This is a genomic window from Kitasatospora sp. NPDC088779 (genome assembly GCF_040685395.1).
Taxonomy (GTDB): Bacteria; Actinomycetota; Actinomycetes; order Streptomycetales; family Streptomycetaceae; genus Kitasatospora.
This window is the reverse complement of sequence record NZ_JBFBHW010000013.1, coordinates 181748-200850: the sequence shown is the minus strand read 5'-3', so window position 1 is coordinate 200850 and position 19103 is coordinate 181748. Positions and strand designations below refer to the sequence as shown.

13 protein-coding genes and 3 tRNA genes are annotated in these 19103 nt (G+C 71.9%); 8 read left to right on the top strand and 8 right to left on the bottom strand.

Annotation, left to right across the window (positions count from 1 at the left end; translation table 11 throughout):
- The first annotated feature begins 24 nt into the window (after positions 1-24).
- Complete coding sequence (locus AB0P03_RS15425) at positions 25-651, top strand: TetR/AcrR family transcriptional regulator (protein WP_363586311.1); 627 nt, start codon at positions 25-27, stop codon at positions 649-651.
- A 43-nt stretch (positions 652-694) separates the two neighbouring features.
- Positions 695-2200, top strand: coding sequence for an MFS transporter (locus AB0P03_RS15420; RefSeq protein ID WP_363629261.1), 1506 nt, complete (start codon positions 695-697; stop codon positions 2198-2200).
- A gap of 80 nt (positions 2201-2280) precedes the next feature.
- Here AB0P03_RS15420 and AB0P03_RS15415 read toward each other — a convergent pair whose 3' ends face one another.
- The 4 genes from AB0P03_RS15415 to AB0P03_RS15400 form a co-directional block, all read right to left on the bottom strand.
- On the bottom strand, positions 2281-3384 hold the full coding sequence (locus tag AB0P03_RS15415; RefSeq protein WP_363586313.1) for a zinc-binding dehydrogenase: 1104 nt from the start codon (positions 3382-3384) through the stop codon (positions 2281-2283).
- Positions 3384-4196, bottom strand: a complete 813-nt coding sequence (locus AB0P03_RS15410) for a phytanoyl-CoA dioxygenase family protein (protein WP_363586314.1) — start codon at positions 4194-4196, stop codon at positions 3384-3386. The genes AB0P03_RS15415 and AB0P03_RS15410 overlap by 1 nt, the downstream gene beginning before the upstream one ends.
- Positions 4197-4256: 60 nt before the next feature.
- A complete protein-coding gene (locus AB0P03_RS15405) occupies positions 4257-5234 on the bottom strand; it encodes a TauD/TfdA family dioxygenase (protein ID WP_363586315.1) in 978 nt (325 codons plus the stop codon).
- Between the two features lie 72 nt (positions 5235-5306).
- Positions 5307-9200: an amino acid adenylation domain-containing protein gene (locus tag AB0P03_RS15400; RefSeq protein WP_363629259.1), complete on the bottom strand. Its 3894-nt coding sequence runs from the start codon at positions 9198-9200 to the stop codon at positions 5307-5309.
- A 322-nt stretch (positions 9201-9522) separates the two neighbouring features.
- Between AB0P03_RS15400 and AB0P03_RS15395 the strand changes: the two genes are divergently transcribed.
- Positions 9523-11409, top strand: a complete 1887-nt coding sequence (locus tag AB0P03_RS15395; RefSeq protein ID WP_363629257.1) for a phosphatidylglycerol lysyltransferase domain-containing protein — start codon at positions 9523-9525, stop codon at positions 11407-11409.
- 17 nt (positions 11410-11426) lie between these two features.
- Here the strand turns inward: AB0P03_RS15395 and AB0P03_RS15390 are convergent, their stop codons facing one another.
- Positions 11427-12182, bottom strand: coding sequence for an AfsR/SARP family transcriptional regulator (locus AB0P03_RS15390; RefSeq protein WP_363586319.1), 756 nt, complete (start codon positions 12180-12182; stop codon positions 11427-11429).
- 844 nt (positions 12183-13026) lie between these two features.
- Positions 13027-13100: transfer RNA gene (locus AB0P03_RS15385), tRNA-Ile, on the bottom strand.
- A gap of 189 nt (positions 13101-13289) precedes the next feature.
- Here AB0P03_RS15385 and AB0P03_RS15380 point away from each other — a divergent pair.
- Together AB0P03_RS15380 and AB0P03_RS15375 are read left to right on the top strand one after the other, a co-directional pair.
- On the top strand, positions 13290-14168 hold the full coding sequence (locus AB0P03_RS15380) for a hypothetical protein (RefSeq protein WP_363586320.1): 879 nt from the start codon (positions 13290-13292) through the stop codon (positions 14166-14168).
- Positions 14169-14275: 107 nt separating this feature from the next.
- Complete coding sequence (locus AB0P03_RS15375) at positions 14276-15028, top strand: trypsin-like peptidase domain-containing protein (protein ID WP_363586321.1); 753 nt, start codon at positions 14276-14278, stop codon at positions 15026-15028.
- Between the two features lie 161 nt (positions 15029-15189).
- Here the strand turns inward: AB0P03_RS15375 and AB0P03_RS15370 are convergent.
- Both AB0P03_RS15370 and AB0P03_RS15365 read right to left on the bottom strand, forming a co-directional pair.
- A tRNA-Asn gene (locus AB0P03_RS15370) sits at positions 15190-15262 on the bottom strand.
- Positions 15263-15323: 61 nt separating this feature from the next.
- Positions 15324-15396 (bottom strand) — tRNA-Asn (locus AB0P03_RS15365).
- A gap of 246 nt (positions 15397-15642) precedes the next feature.
- Here AB0P03_RS15365 and AB0P03_RS15360 point away from each other — a divergent pair.
- The 3 genes from AB0P03_RS15360 (at position 15643) to AB0P03_RS15350 (ending at position 19026) form a co-directional block, all read left to right on the top strand.
- The gene (locus tag AB0P03_RS15360) at positions 15643-15948 is read left to right on the top strand and encodes a hypothetical protein (RefSeq protein WP_350878155.1); all 306 of its coding nucleotides are present in this window, start codon (positions 15643-15645) and stop codon (positions 15946-15948) included.
- Positions 15949-16055: 107 nt separating this feature from the next.
- Positions 16056-17489, top strand: coding sequence for an FGGY family carbohydrate kinase (locus AB0P03_RS15355; RefSeq protein WP_363586322.1), 1434 nt, complete (start codon positions 16056-16058; stop codon positions 17487-17489).
- Positions 17490-17622: 133 nt separating this feature from the next.
- On the top strand, positions 17623-19026 hold the full coding sequence (locus AB0P03_RS15350) for a glutamate decarboxylase (protein WP_363629255.1): 1404 nt from the start codon (positions 17623-17625) through the stop codon (positions 19024-19026).
- Positions 19027-19103 lie beyond the last annotated feature (77 nt).

Below are 19103 nucleotides of genomic sequence, written 5' to 3'. Positions count from 1 at the left end.
AAATACATGATGTATCGTTCCCGCGTGGCTCCATCGAAGACTGCTTCCACCGATTCCGGCCGGCCGCCCCGCCGGCGTGCTCACACCCGCGCCCGGCTGCTCGACGCCGCCGGGCAGGTGCTGGTCGCGCGGGGGTACGCGAAGACCACCATCGAGGACGTGTGCGCGGCGGCCGGGTACACCCGGGGGGCCTTCTACTCCAGTTTCGAGAGCAAGCAGGACCTCGTCCTCGCACTGTTCGACCACCACTCCGCGCACCGGCTCGACCAGTTGGAGGGCCTGCTGCACCATCCGGCTCCGGGGGCGGCCCGACGGATCGGGGAACTGCTCCTGGCGGTCGACCCCGACGAACGGGGATGGATCCTGCTCTTCCTGGAGTTCCGGCTCGATGCGGCCCGCAGCCCGGAGCTCAGCGCACGGCTCCACGAACACGACAAGGCCGTCACCGGGGCCCTCGCCCGCCTGCTGGAGCGCAACGGCACGAGCGTCGACGCGCAGAGCCTCGCCATGTTCCTGCTCGCCTCCCGCGAGGGCATCCTCGCCCGGACCGCCACGGGCGGACCCGGCAGCGATGAAGCGTGGCGCGCTGCAGTCGACGTAGTCGCCGAACTGCTGCCCACCCTGCTGCCCTCGCTGGAACAGGCACCCTGAGCAGCTCCGCCCACCCCTGCCGCCCGGTCAACTGAGAGGCGTCATGCCCGCAACCGCCCAGTCGGACCCACAGCGCTGGAAAGCGCTGTTATTCATCGGCATCGCCCAGTTGATGGTCGTGCTCGACACGACCATCGTGAACATCGCCCTGCCCTCGGCCCAGCACGACCTCGGCATCTCCGACGGCAACCGGCAATGGGTGATCACCGCCTACTCGCTGGCGTTCGGCAGCCTACTGCTCTTCGGTGGCCGCATCGCCGACCTCACCGGCCGCAGACGCGCGTTCATCGTCGGCCTGCTCGGCTTCGCGGGCGCATCCGCGCTGGGCGGCCTCGCGGTCAGCCCCGGGATGCTGCTCGCCGCCCGCGCCCTGCAGGGCGTGTTCGGCGCACTGCTCGCCCCGGCCGCGCTCTCGCTGCTCGCGGTCACCTTCACCGAACCCAAGGAGCGGGCAAAGGCATTCGGGATCTACGGCGCGATCTCCGGTGCCGGCGGGGCCGTCGGCCTGATCATGGGCGGTGCGCTGACCGAGTACCTGAACTGGCGCTGGGCGCTGTTCGTCAACATCCCGTTCGCCATCGCGGCCGTGTTCGGCGCCGTCACCGTCGTGCGCGAGCCGGCGGGCGCCCGCAACAGCGCCCGGCTGGACCTCCCCGGTGTCATTCTCGCCACCACCGGCCTGCTGTCGCTGGTGTACGGGTTCACCCGTGCCGAGTCCGACGGCTGGACCGCCCCCGTCACCGTCGCGCTCTTCATCACCTCGGTGGTCCTGCTCGGCGTGTTCGTCCTGGTCGAGAGCAAGGCCCCGGCCCCCCTGCTGCCGCTGCGGGTGGTGACCGAACGCAACCGGGGCGGCATCTACCTCTCCCTGGGGCTGGCCGTCATCGGCATGTTCGGGCTCTTCCTGTTCCTGACCTACTACCTGCAGGTCGTGAAGGGCTACACGCCGGTCCGCACCGGATTCGCCTTCCTGCCCATGATCGTCGGCATGGTGACCGGGTCGACGCAGATCGGCACCCGGCTGATGACCCGCCTGCCGCCCCGGCTCCTGATGGGTCCGGGCTTCCTGACCTCGGCCCTCGGCATCGCGCTGCTCACCCAGATCAAGGTCGACAGTTCGTACGTCGGCCTGATTCTGCCCGCACAGGTGCTCCTCGGCCTCGGCATGGGCACGGCATTCATGCCCGCCATGAGCCTGGCCACCCGCAGCGTGCAGCCGCAGGACGCCGGCGTGGCCTCCGCCATGGTCAGCACCTCCCAGCAGGTCGGCGGCTCCATCGGCACCGCCCTGCTGAACACCATCGCGGCCGGTGCCACCACCAACTGGCTCGCCGAGAAGGCCCGTTCCGGCGCCGACCCGGCCAAGCTGGCCAACGCGGCGGCCGTACACGGCTACGCCACCGCGATCTGGTGGGCTGTCGGCATCCTCGCCGCGGCCTCGGCCGTCGCCTTCCTCCTCATCAACGCCAGGCAGCAGAACGGCGGTACGGGGTCCGACGGCACCGAGGCCGAGAAGGCCGACGCCGTCCCGACGGCGACCCCCCACTAGGGCGTGCCCGGCCGCCGACATGCGTGCGGAGCCGCCGGACGGGGTCCGGCGGCTCCGCACGCTTACCACCTCGCACACACCTACGGGTTCGTGAGGACCGCCTTCATCACCGAACCGTCCGCCACGGCCGCGAGCGCGGTCCCGTGGTCGTGCAGCGGGTAGGACGACACCAGGCTGCCCAGGTCGAAGCGGGCCGTGAGGGCGGGCAGCAGGCGTACGTACTCGACGAGGTGCGCGCCGGTGAACGCCCAGGATCCGACGACATCGAGCTGCCGGTACACGATCTGGTGCGGGTTGAACAGGGTGTCGCCTGCGTCCGTGTACTGGCCGATGACCAGGTAGGAGCCGCCCCGGCGGGCGAGGGTGAGGCCCTGCGCGACCGCCCCGGGCACGCCCGCACACTCGATCACGAGGTCGGCCCCGGTTCCTCCGGTTTCCGCGCGGACCCGGTCCAGGACGGCCTCGGCGTCGCCGGGCGCGGTGATGTCGAGGTGCACGTCGCCGATGCCGGCGGCGGCAGCGAGGGCCAGTCGGCTGTCGGGACCGCCCACCAGAATGACCTTGGCAGCCCCGGCAAGCCGGGCGAACGCGGCGGCCGCGAGGCCCACCGGACCACTGCCCTGGACCACGACCGTCTCGCCGAGGCGCACCGGCCTGCGCTCGAGGAGGGCGTGCACCACGGTCGGCCCCGCGCAGGCCAGGGACATGGCGGCCAGCGGGTCGATGCCGTCGTCCAGCTTCACGACGGTGGTGCCGGCCTGCAGCACGATGAACTCGGCCCAGGCGCCCGAGAGCTCGGGACCGTCGGTGGTGGAGCGGTTGACCCCGTAGGTGCGGCGGTTCTCGCACAGGGTCGGCTCACGGTGCAGCCGGCACGGGACGCAGGAGCCGCAGGCGATCGAGGACGCCCACATCACGGTGTCGCCGGTTTGCAGTGCGGTTCCCGTGGCATCGTGTCCGGGGGCGCCCGGACCGAGCTCGTGGACGGTGCCGAGGCCTTCGTGGCCGAGGACCAGCGGGGTGGGGATCGGCAGATGGCCCTGCTGGAGATGGAGGTCGGTGCCGCAGATACCGCCGTGGCGGCAGGCGACGAGCATCCCCCCGACCGGGGCGGGCGGGACCTCGTACTCCCGCAGCGCGAGCGGCCGGCCGAGCTCCTCCAGGACGACGGCCTTCCCGCGCATCACGCCGACACCCCTTCGAGGGCGTCGAGGAAGGGGGCGTCGAGGATGCGCAGGGGCCCGGTGTCCCGGCACACGACGTAGTCGGGGCGCGGCTCACCGGTCCAGCTCGGCAGGTTGGCGGTGTCGTTGTAGGTGGCGATGAGCAGTCGGCGTGGGAAGGGCGACATGTTGGGTGCGGAGCCGTGCACGATCTCGGGCGAGAAGAAGACGAGGGAGCCGGCCGGGCCCTTGGGGCTGACCATGCCGCGCTCGGCGACCAGGGTGGAGAGCTGGTCGGGAGTCAGCGCGATGTCCTCCGGGTCCAGGTGCTGGGCGGACTTGGCCTCGGCCGTGCGGCTGCCGCGCACCGGGCCGTAGCGGTGCGATCCGGACACGAAGATCACGGGGCCGTTGAACTCGTCGACGGCGTCGAGGAAGACACCGACGTTGACCTGGAGCGGGGCGGGCAGCCGGTCGGCGAGGCGCCAGGCGACGTAGTCCTGGTGCCAGGACCACTTCTCGCCGCCGAACGCCGGCTTGGCGTTGATCTTGAGCTGGTACACGTACACGTCGTCCGTGAGCAGCTGCCGCACCGGCACGAGCATCCGGGGGTCCCGGATCAGCCCGGCGTACTCGGGCTGCCGGTGGTGCGAGGCGTACACCGCGCGCACCTCGTCCCGGGACTCCTCCCTGATCACCTGCGGACCGTGAACGCGGCAGTCGCGCTGGAACGCGGCTCGAAGCCGTTCCACCTCCCGGTCGTCCAGCACGGACTCCACGAGGAGGAATCCGTCCTCGTGGTATCGGGCGATCTGTTCTTCGCTGAGACGCATGGGTGTTCCTCCGTATGACGTGAGTGGCGGGTGCGGGGCGTGCCAGACCGAGTGCTCAGGTCAGAACGGCCGGTCGCCGGCGATCGCGGTCCGGTCCACGACCCGGCGGTTCGGGTGGTAGTCCGAGGTGGCGTAGTGCTGCACGGCCCGGTTGTCCCAGAAGGCGATGGACTTCGCCTCCCAGCGGAAGCGCACCTGGTATTCGGGGTACTCCAGCTGGCGGAAGAGGTGGGCCAGCAGCTCCTCGCTCTCGTCCGCCGGCAGGCCCGCGATGTGGGTGGTGAAGATCGACGTCAGGAACAGTGTCTTGCGCCCGGTCTTCGGGTGGGTGCGCACCAGCGGGTGTTCCACCGGCGGGTAGACCCCCTGGAAGTGCGCCCGCTGCTCGTCGGTCATCAGCTCACGGTAGTTGGCCGACGGGGTGAAGTCGTTGACCGTCTTCAGCCCGTCGATGCGCGCCTTCACCTCGTCCGGGAGGTTGTCGTACGCGGCGGCCGCATCCGTGAACAGGGTGTCTCCGCCGCCCCCTTCGGGCAGTTCCACCATGCGCAGGACGGCGCCGAGCGGGGGGCGCTCGATCCACGGGAAGTCGTAGTGCCAGACGTTCTCGAAGCCGGGGTTCTGCTTGCCCTTCTCCAGTCGCACGACGTCCTCTCCGGTACCCGCCGGCAGGAACGGGTGCCCCTCGATCGCGCCCCATCGGCACGCGAAGGCCCGCTGCTGCTCGGCGGTGAGGTCCTGATCGCGGAAGAACAGCACCTTCCATTCGAGCAGGGCCCGGTCCAGCTCGCCGAACGCCTCGTCGCTCAGCGGGGTGCGCAGGTCGATGCCGTGGATCTCGGCGCCGATCAGCGGTCCCGACGGACGTACCTCGAAGTGCTCGTACGGGCCGCCCTGCCGGCCCTCCAACAGCCTGCGCAGGAGCCGGGGGCCGTGATGGTCCGTCCGGCCCTCGATGCCACGGCGGGCCAGTGACCGTACCTCCGCCAGCGCGGCGTCGACGCCCGTGTGCTCGGGGTGGGTCGGAGTGGTTGTCATGCGGTGGACCTCCTGGTCCTCGGGGCGCGGGTGCGCCGGGGTTGGTGGGGCCGTCGCCTCGGGGCGGGGCCGTTACGCGTCCGCGGACCGCAGCCGCGCGGCGAGGACCGGCCCGATCTCCGCCAGGGCCGACGGCCGCATCATGCGGTGGTGGGTGGCCGGCACGTCGTGGGATTCGACCGCGCCGCCGATGTGGCCCGCCCAGACCGCCGCGGTGCTGCGGCCCGGTTCGTACGGGTCGCCGGGGTCGGACTCCGCGGCCCGGAAGAACAGCAATCCGCCGTGGAACCGGCCGGGCCTGAACCCGGCCATCAGGTCGAGGTCGTTGCGGTAGACGTCGCGGAGCGCGGCCCGGGCCCGGTCGTCCCCGAGGAGGAAATCGTCGTCGCCGACCGACTGGAGCAGGGAGCGGCCGAACTCGTCCTCGCTGAACCTGGGCATGTCGGCCCGGAGCCGGTCGTCCACGGGATAGGAGTCCACCATCACGAGCAGGTCGACCACCTTGCCCTCGCGCTCCAGGAGGGTGGCCATGGCGTGGGCCACCAGACCGCCGAAGGACCAGCCGAGTATCCGGTAGGGGCCCTCGGGGCGCACCGCACGGATCTGTGCCACGTAGTCGGCGGCCATGTCCTCGACGGTGGCCGGGAAGCCCGGCGTTTCCCCGGGCCCGCGCCGCGCCTGGAGCGCGTACACGGGCTGGTCGGAGCCGAGGTGCGGCAGGAGCCCCGCGTACGGCCAGCCCATTCCGGCAGCCGGGTGGACGCAGAACAGCGGAGGCCGGGAGCCCTCCGCGCGCAACGGCAACAGGGACTGCGGCGCAGCGCCGGACGAAGGGTCTGCGATCCGCCGGGCGAGCCCGGCCGGGCTCGGGGACTCGAACAGCGCGTGCACTTCCAGCGGCGTGCCGAGCACGGCCCTGATCCGCGCGACGAGGCGGGCGGCAAGGAGGGAGTGCCCGCCGAGGTCGAAGAAGTTCTCGTCGACACCGACCGCGGGCAACTCCAGTACCTGGGCGAAGAGGCCACACAGGACCCGCTCCTGCTCGGTGGCCGGTTCGCGGGCCGGGGCGCCGCCGGTGAGCCGGGGCTCGGGCAGCGCCCGGCGGTCCAGCTTTCCGTTCGGCGTGAGCGGAAGCTCCGCCAGCTCGACGACGGCCGAGGGCACCAGGTGGGCCGGCAACCTCGCCCGGACGAACTCGCGTACCGCGGCCGTGTCGCACCCCCGCGTCTGCGGTACGACGTATCCGACGAGCCGCCGGTCCCCGGGCCTGACCTCGCGGGCCACCACCTCGGCGTGGACGATACCGGGGCAGGCGGCGAGGGCCGACCTGATCTCGCCGGGCTCGATCCGGAATCCACGGATCTTGATCTGGTCGTCGGACCGGCCGTGGTACTCCAGCTGCCCGTCGGGCAGCCAGCGGACCACGTCCCCGGTCCGGTACATCCGGCTTCCCCGCGGCCCGTACGGGTCGGCGACGAACCGTACGGCGGTGAGTCCGGGACGGTTCAGGTAGCCCCGGGCCACCCCGGCCCCGGCGAGGTACAGCTCTCCGCGCACCCCCTCCGGGGCCAGGCGCAGGCCGGCGTCCAGGACGTACGCCCTGATGTTGGGGATCGGCCGGCCGATCGGGGCGGCGGGCGGCCACGCGTCGACGTCCGCCGCCAGGGTGTGGGCCGTCACCAGGTGGGTCTCGCTCGGGCCGTAGTGATTGTGCAGCCGACGCCCGGCGCGGCCCCGCACGAATTCGCGTACCTGGCGGCTCGGGGTGAGCGCCTCACCGCCCTGCGCCAGGACCCGCAGCGACGGGATGGTCCACCCCTGGTCGAGGGCCGCCTCGCACAGGGCCTCCAGGACGAGGTTGGGGGCGAAGAGCTCGTTCACGCACTCCGCGTCAAGCCAGGCGGCGAGCAGCTTGGGGTCGCGCCGGACCTCGTCGGTCGGCACTACCAGGGTCTTGCCGAACAGCACCGCGGACAGGATCTCCTGCACGGACACGTCGAAACTGAGCGCGGTGAACTGGGCGACCCTGGCCCCGGCGGCCGAGGGGAAGGCCTCGTCGTGCCACGACAGGAGGTTGACCATCGCCCGCCCGGACATCACCACGCCCTTGGGCCGGCCGGTGGTGCCCGAGGTGTAGATGACGTACACGGGATGTGCCGGGTCGAGCCGGCCCAGCCGCTGCTCGTCGTCGATCTCCGTGCCGACCAACTGATCCAGCTCGCCCAGGGTGCCGGACTCGTCGAGGATCAACCGGGGGGCGTCCGTGTGCGGCAGCCGCCGGGCCGTGTCCACAGTCGTCAGCACGACGGCGGGCACGGTGTCGCTCAGCATGAACGACAGCCTCTCGGCGGGATATTCGGGATCAACGGGGAGATAGCAGCCGCCCGCTTTGAGGACGGCGAGGACGGCAACGGCGAGAAGGGCCGAGCGGGGCAACGCGATGGCGACGATCCGCTCGGGCCCGACACCCCGCGAGATGAGGAGCCGGGCGAGGCGGTTCGAGGCGGTATCCAGCTCCCGGTAGGTCAGCGTGGTCTCCGCCGAGACCACGGCCGGCAGGTGCGGGGTGTCCTCGGCCTGCCGGGCGAACAGCTCCGGGAGGCCGGCTTCCGGGTACTTGCGCTCGGGGCCGCCGAGCTCGGTGAGCAACCGGATCCGCTCGCCCTCGGTGAGCAGATCGACGGAGCCGACCCGCATGTCCCGGTCCGTGCTGAAGGCGCGCAGGAAGCGCAGGAAGCGCGCGTGGTGCGCGGCCAGCTCGTCGGCTTCGTAGCGGGCCGAGTTGGCGACCAGATCGATGCGCAGCCCCAGGCCGTCCGCGCGGTCGAAGGCCGTGAACGACAGGTCCTCGACGATCCCCTGGGTCAGGTGGTGGGCAGTGGCGGGCCGACCGGCGAAGTGCAGGTCGTAGTCGAAGGCCATGATGTTGACCATGGGACCGGTCCGGTAGCGCCCCGTGTCCGGCAGGCCGAGGTCGCGCCCCAGGCGCTCACCCCGGTGACGCTGATGCCGGATCATCTCCCGGAATCCACCGGCGACTTCACGGACGAGCTCGTGCAGCGTGAGATCCGGGCGGACCGTGACGCGCAGGGGCAGGACGTTGGAGTACATCCCCGGCGTGGTGCGCGCCGCGGCGTCGGTGCGGGCGGCCATCGGCAGACTCAGGATGACGTCCTGTGCGCCGGAGAGCCGGTGGACCTGGGCGGCCGCGGCCGCGATCACCAGCACGGACCAGTGGGTGCGGGCCGAGCGGGCGGCGGCCTTGAGCTGCTCGGTCTCGGCTACGGAGAGGCTGCCGGTGTGACTGGTCTGTCCCTGCGCGGCGGGCCCGCCCGGCGGTTGGGAGGCGAGGGTGGCGACTTCCGGTCCGTCCGCGAACCGGGCCGTCCAGTACGCCCGGTCCGCCGCACCCCGGCCGGAGGCCTGGTAGTCCGCGTCGTCCGCCAGCATCTCCCGGATGGCCCCGTACCGGCTGGCCGGCAGGGGGAGTCCCGCGGTCATGGCGGCGTAGAGCTCGGACACCCGTTGGGCGATCAGCGCGCCCGTGTGCCCGTCCGCGACCGCGTGGTGGGCGCTGAGGTACCAGAAGCTGCGATCCGGCCCCAGGCTGAACAGCGCGTAGGAGAAGAGCGGCCCTCGGGAAAGGTCCATCCGGCGGGACAGGTCGGCCCGCATCCAGGCCCGCGCGGCGGCCGCGGGGTCCGGTTCGCCACAGACGTCGAGGACCGGGAACTCCCAGTCGGAGAAGGGGGTCACGCACTGCCGGGGCTCACCGTCCTCCTCGACGAACAGGGCGTGCATCGGGACGGCCTCCGCGACGGCCTGCCGCACCGCCTTTTCGAAGACCCGCCGGTCGATGGCCCCCTGGAGTTCCAGGTATTCACCGATGCGCTGCTGTGGAGCGGTCGGATCGACCTGTTCGGCCAGCCACATCTCACGCTGGGCCGTTGACACGGGAAGACGCATGTCGCCGGATCCTGACCCTGACACTTCTCTCACACTCCTCATGGTGCGCACCGGCCGGCGAATTCCCGCCGAATACAAGGACGGAATGTGGAGGACGCGCGAAAAATTCGGGAAGCAACGGGAAGAAAAGCGCATCGTCGCGATCCCGACCGGACAACCCGGCTCCGCCTGACTCCACTGCGAGAAGAATGCTAGACGCGGGCGCTAAACCTCCACATGCACACCACTTGCATTTCACTCCGCTAAAGCGCCCCTTAATCCCGCCGGATCTCATTCTTCAGGATGACTGAAATCCTCTGATCCGGCTTTAGATTCGCGCTCTATGAACAATCCAGCGCCTCCCCGCCCGGGTCCGGCTACGAGTCGTCGCCCGGCAGCGCACACCCTTCGCGACCTGGCCACCCCGGCGTCCCGGCCGCGTGTCCCCACCCTCGCCGCGTACGCCTGCCTGCTGATCGGGCTGATCGACCTCGCGGCCGCCGTCTTCCCCGGCTTCCGCCACAGTCGGGTGCGCCTGCTGGCCGGTCAACTGCCCGGTGGCACCACCACGGTGACCGCGGTCGGCTCGCTGATGGTCGGCGTGCTGCTCGTGCTGCTGGCGCACGCGCTGCGCCGCCGCAAGCGGCGGGCCTGGCGGGCGGTGGTCGTGCTGCTCCCGGTGGGCGGGCTGCTGCACCTCCTGCGGTGGCACACCACCGCCACCGGTGCGGTGTCGTTCGCGCTGCTCCTGGTGATGCTGCTGTACCGGCGGGAGTTCTACGCGCTGTCCGACCCGCGTACCCGTTGGCGAACGCTGCTGAGCTTCATCGCGGTGGGCGGCGTCTCCCTCGTGCTGGGGCTGCTGATCACCAATGTGCACCCGGACTACGAGGCCGGCTCGCCCTCACTGGAGGAGCGGCTGCGGCACACCGCGTACGGACTCGTCGGAGTCGAGGGGCCGGTGCGCTACACCTCTGATCGGGTCGCGGACCTGGTCGGCTACTCACTCGGCGCGCTCGGTCTGGTCACCCTGCTGACCACCTCCTACCTGTTCCTGCGGCCCGAGAAACCGCTGGCGGAGCTCTCCGCGGACGACGAGGCCCGGGTACGTGAGCTGCTCGAACGGCACGGGGCGCGCGACTCGCTGGGGTACTTCGCGCTGCGGCGTGACAAGAGCGTGCTGTTCTCGCCGACCGGCAAGGCCGCCATCGCCTACCGCGTCGAGTCCGGTGTGATGCTCGCCTCCGGCGACCCCATCGGCGACGTCGAGGCCTGGCCCGGAGCGATCAAAGCGTTCATGGACGAGGCCAGGCGGCACGCCTGGGTGCCCGCCGTGATCGGGTGCGGCGAAACCGGCGGCGAGGTGTGGACGCGCGAAGCGGGACTGGACGCCCTGGAGTTGGGTGATGAAGCGGTCGTGCACACGGCCGACTTCTCACTGAGCGGGCGGGTCATGCGCAATGTGCGCCAGATGGTCAAACGCGTCGAGCGCAACGGCTACTCCTGCAAGGTCCGCCGGGTCCGCGATCTCGACGACGCGGAGCGGGCGCGGATCGCGGCCGCAGCGGCCCGCTGGCGCGGCACCGACATCGAGCGAGGTTTCTCCACCGCCCTCGGCCGCTTCGGCGACGTGGAGGACACCGGCTGCGTGGTGGTCACCGCACACCACTCCCCGGACGTCGGATCGGGCGAGGCGGGCGGGAAGCCGGAGGCCGACGACCTCGCCGCCGTGCTGCACTTCGTACCCTGGGGCCCCGAGGGAATCTCGCTGGAACTGATGCGCCGGGACCGCGCCGCCGACCCCGGCCTCAACGAGCTGCTGATCGTCGCCGTTCTCCAGGCGGCGCCCGCACTCGGGATACGCCGGGTCTCGCTCAACTTCGCGATGTTCCGCTCAGCCCTGGCCCGGGGAGAACGGCTCGGCGCGGGACCGGTGTTGCGGGCCTGGCGAGGGCTGCTCGTGCTGCTCTCGCGCTGGTTCCAGATCGAGTCGCTGTACAAGTTCAACGCGAAGTTCCAGCCGGAGTGGGTGCCGCGCTTCCTGGTCTTCCCGCACACCCGCGATCTGCCGCGGATCGGGCTCGCGGCAATGCGGGCGGAGGCCTTCATCACCCTCGGCCGGCCCCAGTGGGGCCGCAAGCCGCTGCGGCAGGGGCTCGCCGGGGCGGGAGCCGGTACGGCTCGTCCGGCCCCGCGGGCGGAGCGCGTCGCGGGGCCGGACGAGCCGTAGGGATGCGGTCAGCCCGTTCAGCAGGCGAGATGGGCGAGTGTGTGCTCTTCGAGGCCGGCGTCCCGTGCCAGGACCGACTGCTGCAACTGCCTCAGCCTGGGCCCCGGTTCGATGCCGATCTCGTCGATGAGGACGCGCCGGATGCGGTTGTAGATCATGAGGGCTTCGGCCGGTCGGCCGCTGCGGTACAGCGCGAGCATGAGAAGACCGTGGAAGGTCTCCCGCATCGGCTGTTCGTCGATCAACCCGTAGAGCTCGCCGACCAGCGGCTTGTGCCGTCCCAGGAGCAGTTCCGTCTCGGCCCGCTCCTCCAGCGCGGCCGACCGCTTCTCGTCCAGCTGGTGGCCCAGGCTCTGCAATGCCGGAACCGTGGACAGGTCCGCCAGCGCCGGGCCGGTCCACAACCCGAGTGCCTGGGAGAGCAGCAGCGAGGCCTCCTCCAGCCGGCCCACCGCCCGCAGCTCCCCGGCACGCAGGCACAGCGATTCGAAGCTGTGCAGGTCCAGGGTGAGCGGGGCGAGTTCCATCATGTAGCCGGGCGGCCTGGTCAGCAGCCCGGACACGTCGAAGCCCGCACCCGCCAGATGCTTGCGGAGCCGGGAGACGTACACCTGCAGGGCGGTGGACGCGGTGCGCGGCGGCGTCCCCGACCAGAGGGCGTCGATGAGCTGCGGCGCGGACAGTGGGCGGCCGTCGTTCAGGCACAACAGCGCCAGCAGGGCCCGGAGCTTCAACGCCTGCGGAGTGCGCGGCGTCCCGCCGTCCGTCTCCACTGCAAGTGCTCCGAGAACGCGAAAGTACACGATTCTTCTCATCCCCCCGGTCAGAAGACCCGGAATCCTCAGAACCGATGGTCCGGTGAGTCCGGGCATGGTGTGTGAAGAAAGCAGAAGTCGCGCCGACAGCCCCTGGCACAGGTTGGCGACTGCACACCTTCACGCATGCGTCCCTCGCCGGCGCGCCCGAATTGCCGATGGCGACCCGACGAAACCGGGCCACCTGGATTCCCCCCAAGCCGACCCGGCCTGGTATGCGCCGGGTCATGAATTCAGGACCCTATCACGCGCCGGATGGGCAACCCCCGCCCCTGCGGGAGGAACTCCGGACTGCCGGTTCGGACGTAAAGATTCCGCTTGAATCTATGACCGACGGGCGACTTTCGGGCAATAGCCGAACCACCCTCGCCCGACTGAGATCCGCTGGTCGGAAGCTCTCTCGGATCGAAGAACCAGACATACTGCCAGATTTCAGGATGGCGCTCATTGATAAAGGAATTCCACGGATTCGAGGTTCACTTGAGAGTCCACACCCGGGCCTGGAGCCAGTCGACTTCCCTGACGGAAACTCAAGACGGTCCTGATCGCGCCCACCCATCACGGCCCCTCCGCAGGCGGGCAACGGCGCGGCCTGGCCGCGCTCGGTGGACGGACTGCACCACTCGGCCGGGACGCTGCCGACAGCCCGGGGGCGAACCCCTCGTCATGTCCACTGGCGGGTGAATCTCGGCGCGGCGCCAGACCGGCGGGGCGCCTCATGCTCTACAGTTCCGATCGAAGTCCTGCACGTTTCGCCAGGTCAGGGCGTCATTTTTACTCATGCCCTGACGGCTGTTCGAGGTGGGGCGGGTGGGACTCGAACCCACGACCAAGGGATTATGAGTCCCCTGCTCTAACCGGCTGAGCTACCGCCCCGGTTCGCCGCGTGCGCCGGTCGTCGACCACGGCAGCAGCAGACGGCCCCGAAAGGACGTCCCGCGCAGCATAGCCGGTCGATCACCCGTGGTGCGCGCCGGGGGCGCGCACGGGTGCGCACAGGCGTGCGCCTGTCCTGATTGCGCAGTTCGGGTGGCGCCCGGACGGCCGCACGGGCAGCCTGGACGGATGACGACACGTGGGACGGGAGCCGCGGCCGGGGCGCTCGCGGTGCTGCTGGCCGCGGCGGGCTGCACCACCTCCGCCGGGCCCGGCGGGGGCGCGCCGACGGTCAGCTCGGCTCCGGCCACCCGCTCCGCCCGTCCCTCCGGATCCGCCTCGGCCTCCGGCGGCGGCCACGGCTGGAGCCGACAACGGCTCAGGGGCGCCGTCTCCAGGCACACCGGAGTCACCCGCACCGCCAGGCCCACCGTGCTCAACGGCCTGGTCGGCGCCGTCTTCACCCGCAACGCGGACGGCGACCACTTCTGCACCGCCAGCGTCGTCGACAGCGCCGGGCTCAACCTCATCGTCACCGCCGCGCACTGCGTCTGGGACCCCCAACTCGGCCAGCGCAGCGACCTCGTCTTCGTCCCCGGCTACCGTAACGGCGACACCCCCAGCGGCGTCTGGCCGCTGATCGCCGTCACCGTCGACGACGACTGGAAGGACCACGCCGACCCGGACGTGGACGTCGCCTTCGCCGTCGTCCAGGCCCAGAACGGGCAGCAGGTGCAGCAGGTGCTCGGCGCCAACAAGCTGGGCGTCGGCCTCGGCTACCAGCTGCCCGTGCGGATCACCGGCTACCCCGGCACCAGCGACGTCCCGATCACCTGCGCCAACAACACCACCGAGCAGAGCTCCACCCAGCTGCGGATCGACTGCCCCGACTACACCGGCGGCACGAGCGGCAGCCCCTGGGTGACCGACTTCGACCCGAGCACCAGGACCGGCACCGTGGTCGGCGTGATCGGCGGCTACCAGCAGGGCGGCGACAGCCCGGACACCTCGTACAGCAGCTACTTCGGCGACCGCGTCCAGGCGCTCTACGACCGGGCCACCGGCTGACCGGAGGGGCGGCGGTGGCGCCGCCGGGCACGGCCTGATAGATCTTCCTCTCGAACGGCGGAACGCACGGACCCGGTGCCCGCCCCGAGGAACGAGACGGAGCCCCGATGGCCCCCCGCCCGGCACGGCCCCCGCGCGCCGCACGGACGGTCGCGCTGGCGGCCCTGCTGCTCGCCGCCGGAACCGCGTGCGACGGGGGCGAGCAGGACCAGGCGCCCGCCGCCGAGGTCGCGCAGCAGAGCAGCACCCGCGACCGGATCGGCACCCTCTCGGTCCGCACCGCGCAGGGCCCCCGGGCCTGCACGGCGAGCGTCGTCCGCAGCCCCAGGCACAACCTGCTGGTCACCGCCGCGCACTGCGTGCAGAACCGCCGGATCGGCCTGCTGGACGGCCTGGTGTTCACCCCCGGCTACCGCAACGGCTTCATCCCGTACGGCAGTTGGCCGGTGAAGTCGATCACCGTCGACCCGCGCTGGGCGGACGACGACGACCCCGAGTACGACGTGGCCTTCGTCACCGTGGGCACGGTCGGCGGCAAGCAGGTCGAGGACGCCGTCGGCGGCAACCCGATCGCCACCGGCCAGGGCTTCGGGCTCGCCGTCTCGGTGACCGGCTACCCGAACGAGCGCGACGAGCCGATCACCTGCGCGGCCAGGACCCGCTCGCAGAGCCCGACCCAGGAGCGCTTCGACTGCGACGGCTACACCGACGGCACCAGCGGCAGCCCGTGGGTGACGGACAGCGGCGCGGTCGTGGGCGTGATCGGTGGCTACCAGGAGGGCGGCGAGACGGCCGGCACCTCCTACAGCGTCACCTTCGACCGGCGGGTCTCCGCGCTCTACCGGGAGGCGACCGCCTGAACCCGGGCGGCGGCCACCCGGACCCGGGAGGCGGCCGTCCGGGCTCCGGAGGCGGCCGCCCGAGCCGCCCGGCCGTCGCGAGGTGACGAAGGCAACACGAAGGCCCCCCGGTCATCCGAGGGGCCTTCGCTCTGAGCAGTCACCGGGCGGACCCGATGAAGCTCCCGCATTTGGACTCGAACCAAAAACCTGCCGGTTAACAGCCGGCTGCTCTGCCAATTGAGCTATGCGGGATCGCGGTACCGAACTGCCGTACCACGGACGGGAGGAGGGCTCTTGCAAGACCTCTCCCGAGCTCCCCCAATTGGACTCGAACCAATAACCTGCCGATTAACAGTCGGCTGCTCTGCCAATTGAGCTATGGGGGATCGGCTTCCGCCTCGGCCCCCGGTTCCCCGGGCTCCTCGGCGCTCGCTGCGGGACATACATTAGCGCACTCGGGGGGGTGGTCCGCCAATCGCTTTCGCCGGACCGCTCCCGGGGCTCCCGCGCGGCCTCCCACCCGGCGTGCCCGGCGCGCGCCCGGCACGGCCCCCGGGGATGCTGGGGGGCACGGACGGTTCGCCGTCCCGACGGACGGGTAGGGCAATGCGGCAGAAGGCCGCCAGGAGAGGGTGGATCCGATCATGTGGAAGCTGTCGTTGGCCGCGGGGTTCGCGGCCGGCTACGTCCTGGGCTCCCGGGCCGGGCGCCGGCGCTACGACCAGATCACGAAGGTCACCCGGCAGATCGCCCAGAACCCCACGGTGCAGGGCGCCGCCGACCGAGCCAGGCAGCAGGCCGGCGCGGTCGCCGGGAAGGCCGCCGGCGCCGTCGCGGACAAGGTCGGCGACCGGCTGCCGAACGCCGTCACCGACCGGGTGCCGTACTTCAACCGCTCCCGGGCCGAGGACGACGGCTGGGGTACCTTCCGCCCGTGACGGGACGGTGACGCCAGGGTGTACCAGGGCCCTGCGTCGAGTCCCGAACGGGCAACACCTCGCCCGGCCCGGACGCGTCCAGGGCCGGGCTGAGGCATGATCTCGGCATGGCCATCGTCGCGGGGATAGACAGCTCGACCAACCGCACCCGGATCGTCGCGTGCGACGCCGACACCGGCGCCGTCCTGCGCTCCGGCAAGGCGCCGCACCCCGTCCCCGAGGACCCGGACACCCGCCCCGGCGAGGCCGACCCACAGCTGTGGCTGCACTCGCTCGGCGACGCCGCCGCCGGCGGCCTGCTGGAGGGCGTCCGGGCCATCGGCGTCAGCGCGCAGCAGCACGGCATGATCGGCCTGGACGCGGGCGGCGTGCTGGTCCGGCCGGCGATCCTCTGGAACGACCCGCGCTCCGGCGGCGCCGCCGCCAAGCTGCTGGACGCGCTCGGCGGCCCGGCCGCCTGGACCGCCGCGATCGGCGCCGTCCCCAGCCCGACCTACACCATCGCCAAGCTGCGCTGGCTGGCCGAGTTCGAGCCGGCCAACGCCCGCCGGGTGGCCGAGGTGCTGCTCCCGCACGACTGGCTGGTCTGGCAGCTCCTCGGCCACCCCAGGCGCCGCACCACCGACCGGGGCGACGCCTCCGGCACCGGCTACTGGTCCCCGATCACCGGCGAGTACCGGCAGGACCTGGTCGAGCTGGCGCTCGGCCACGAGCTGCGGCTGCCCGAGGTGCTCGACCCCGCCGAACCCGCCGGGCACACCCCCGAGGGCCTGCTGATCTCGGCCGGCACCGGCGACAACATGGCCGCCGCGCTCGGCCTCGGGCTGCGCCCCGGCGACGCGGTGGTCTCGCTCGGCAGCGCCGGAACGATCTTCGCCGTGCACGACCAGGCCGTGGTGGACGCCACCGGGCTGATCTCCTCCTTCGCCGACGCCGCCGGCCGCCACCTCCCGATGGTCGCCACCCTCAACGCCGCCCAGGTGCTCCGCGCCACCGCCGCCATGCTCGGCCGGGACCTGGACGGCCTGAGCGACCTCGCCCTGCACTCCTCCCCCGGCGCGTACGGGCTGGTGCTCCTCCCCTACCTGGACGGCGAGCGGACGCCTGCCCTCCCGCACGCGGCCGGCACCCTGACCGGCCTGCGGGCCGAGTCGATGACACCGCAGCACCTGGCCCGGGCCGCCGTCGAGGGCATGCTGTGCAACATCGCGGACGCCCTCGACGTGCTGCGCGCCCAGGGTGTCGCGGTGCGGCGGGTGTTCCTGCTCGGCGCGGCCGGGCGGCTGCCCGCCGTCCGGCACATCGCCCCGCCGCTGTTCGGCGTCCCGGTCGTGGTGCCGCCGCCGGGCGCCCACGCCGCCCGCGGGGCCGCCCGGCAGGCCGCCTGGGCACTGGCCGGCACCCCGGAGCCGCCGGAGTGGGAGCTGCCGGACGCCGAGACCGTCGAGCCGGACGGGGAACAGGACCTGGCGATCGGGTCGGCGGTGCGCCAGCAGTACCGCGCCGCCCGCGAACAGATCCACCCGGAGACGGCGGCCTGACCCCGGCTGCGGCGGCCTCGCCGGCCGGGGACGGCGGCGCCCCCCGGCCCCGGCCGGTGAAGATGCGTCACCCGGCGGCCGGTGGCAGCGTGGGACGGGACACGGCCACCGGCTCGAAGGGCGGCAGGACTCCATGGCGCTGCACAAGGGGGCCGGCAACGACCGCCGGCTGAGCATCGGTCCGCTCGTGGGCGCCGCCGACCCGCTGGGCTCGATGAAGCTGGCACCGCCGCTGCACCGGCTCGGCGAGGGGCCCGTCGCAGCCGACACCGCGTACCAGCTGATCCACGACGAGCTGATGCTGGACGGCAACGCCCGGCTCAACCTGGCGACCTTCGTCACCACCTCGATGGAGACGCAGGCCACCCGGCTGATGACCGAGTGCCTGGACAAGAACATGATCGACAAGGACGAGTACCCGCAGACCGCCGAACTGGAGCGGCGCTGCGTGGCGATCCTCGCCGACCTCTGGCACGCCCCCGACCCGGACGCCGCGGTCGGCTGCTCCACCACCGGTTCCAGCGAGGCCTGCATGCTGGCCGGCATGGCGCTCAAGCGCCGCTGGATGCGCCGCAACGCCGAGCGCTACGCGGCCGGGGCCCGGCCCAACCTGGTGATGGGCGTCAACGTGCAGGTGTGCTGGGAGAAGTTCTGCACCTTCTGGGAGGTCGAGGCCCGCACCGCGCCCATGGAGGGCGAGCGCTTCCACCTCGACGCCGAGCACGCGGTCGCGCTGTGCGACGAGGACACCATCGGCGTGGTCGGCATCCTCGGTTCCACCTTCGACGGCTCCTACGAGCCGATCGCGGAGATCTGCGCGGCCCTGGACGACCTCCAGCAACGCACCGGCCTCGACGTCCCGGTGCACGTGGACGGCGCCTCCGGCGGCATGGTGGCGCCCTTCCTCGACCCCCAGGTGGTCTGGGACTTCCGGCTCCCCCGGGTCGCCTCGATCAACAGCTCCGGGCACAAGTACGGCCTGGTCTACCCCGGCGTCGGCTGGGCCCTGTGGCGCGACCAGGAGGCGCTGCCGGAGGAACTGGTCTTCCGGGTCAACTACCTCGGCGGCGAGATGCCGACCTTCGCGCTCAACTTCTCCCGCCCCGGCGCCGAGGTCGTCGCGCAGTACTACGTCTTCCTGCGGCTCGGCCGGGACGGCTTCCGGGCCGTCCAGGGCGCCTGCCGCGAGGTCGCCATCCACCTGTCCGAAGCGATCGGGCAGTTGGGCGGCTTCCGGCTGCTGACCCGCGGCGACCAGTTGCCGGTCTTCGCCCTCACCACCGCCGACGACGAGCCGTTCGACGTGTTCGACGTCTCGCGGCGGCTGCGCGAGCGCGGCTGGCAGGTGCCCGCGTACACCTTTCCCGCGAACCGGACGGACCTGTCGGTGCTCCGGGTGGTCTGCCGCAACGGCTTCTCGCTGGACCTCGCCGACCTGCTGCTGGCCGACCTCTCCCGGCTGCTGCCGGAGCTGCGGCGCCAGCCCGGCCCGCTCAAGGAGCTCGGGGTGCCGGCCCGGTCGGGCTTCCACCACTAGGCGTGTGGTCCACCGGGGCGTGAACGCGGTGGGACGTGAACGCAGTGGGCGTGATCACGGTGGGGCGTGATCACGGT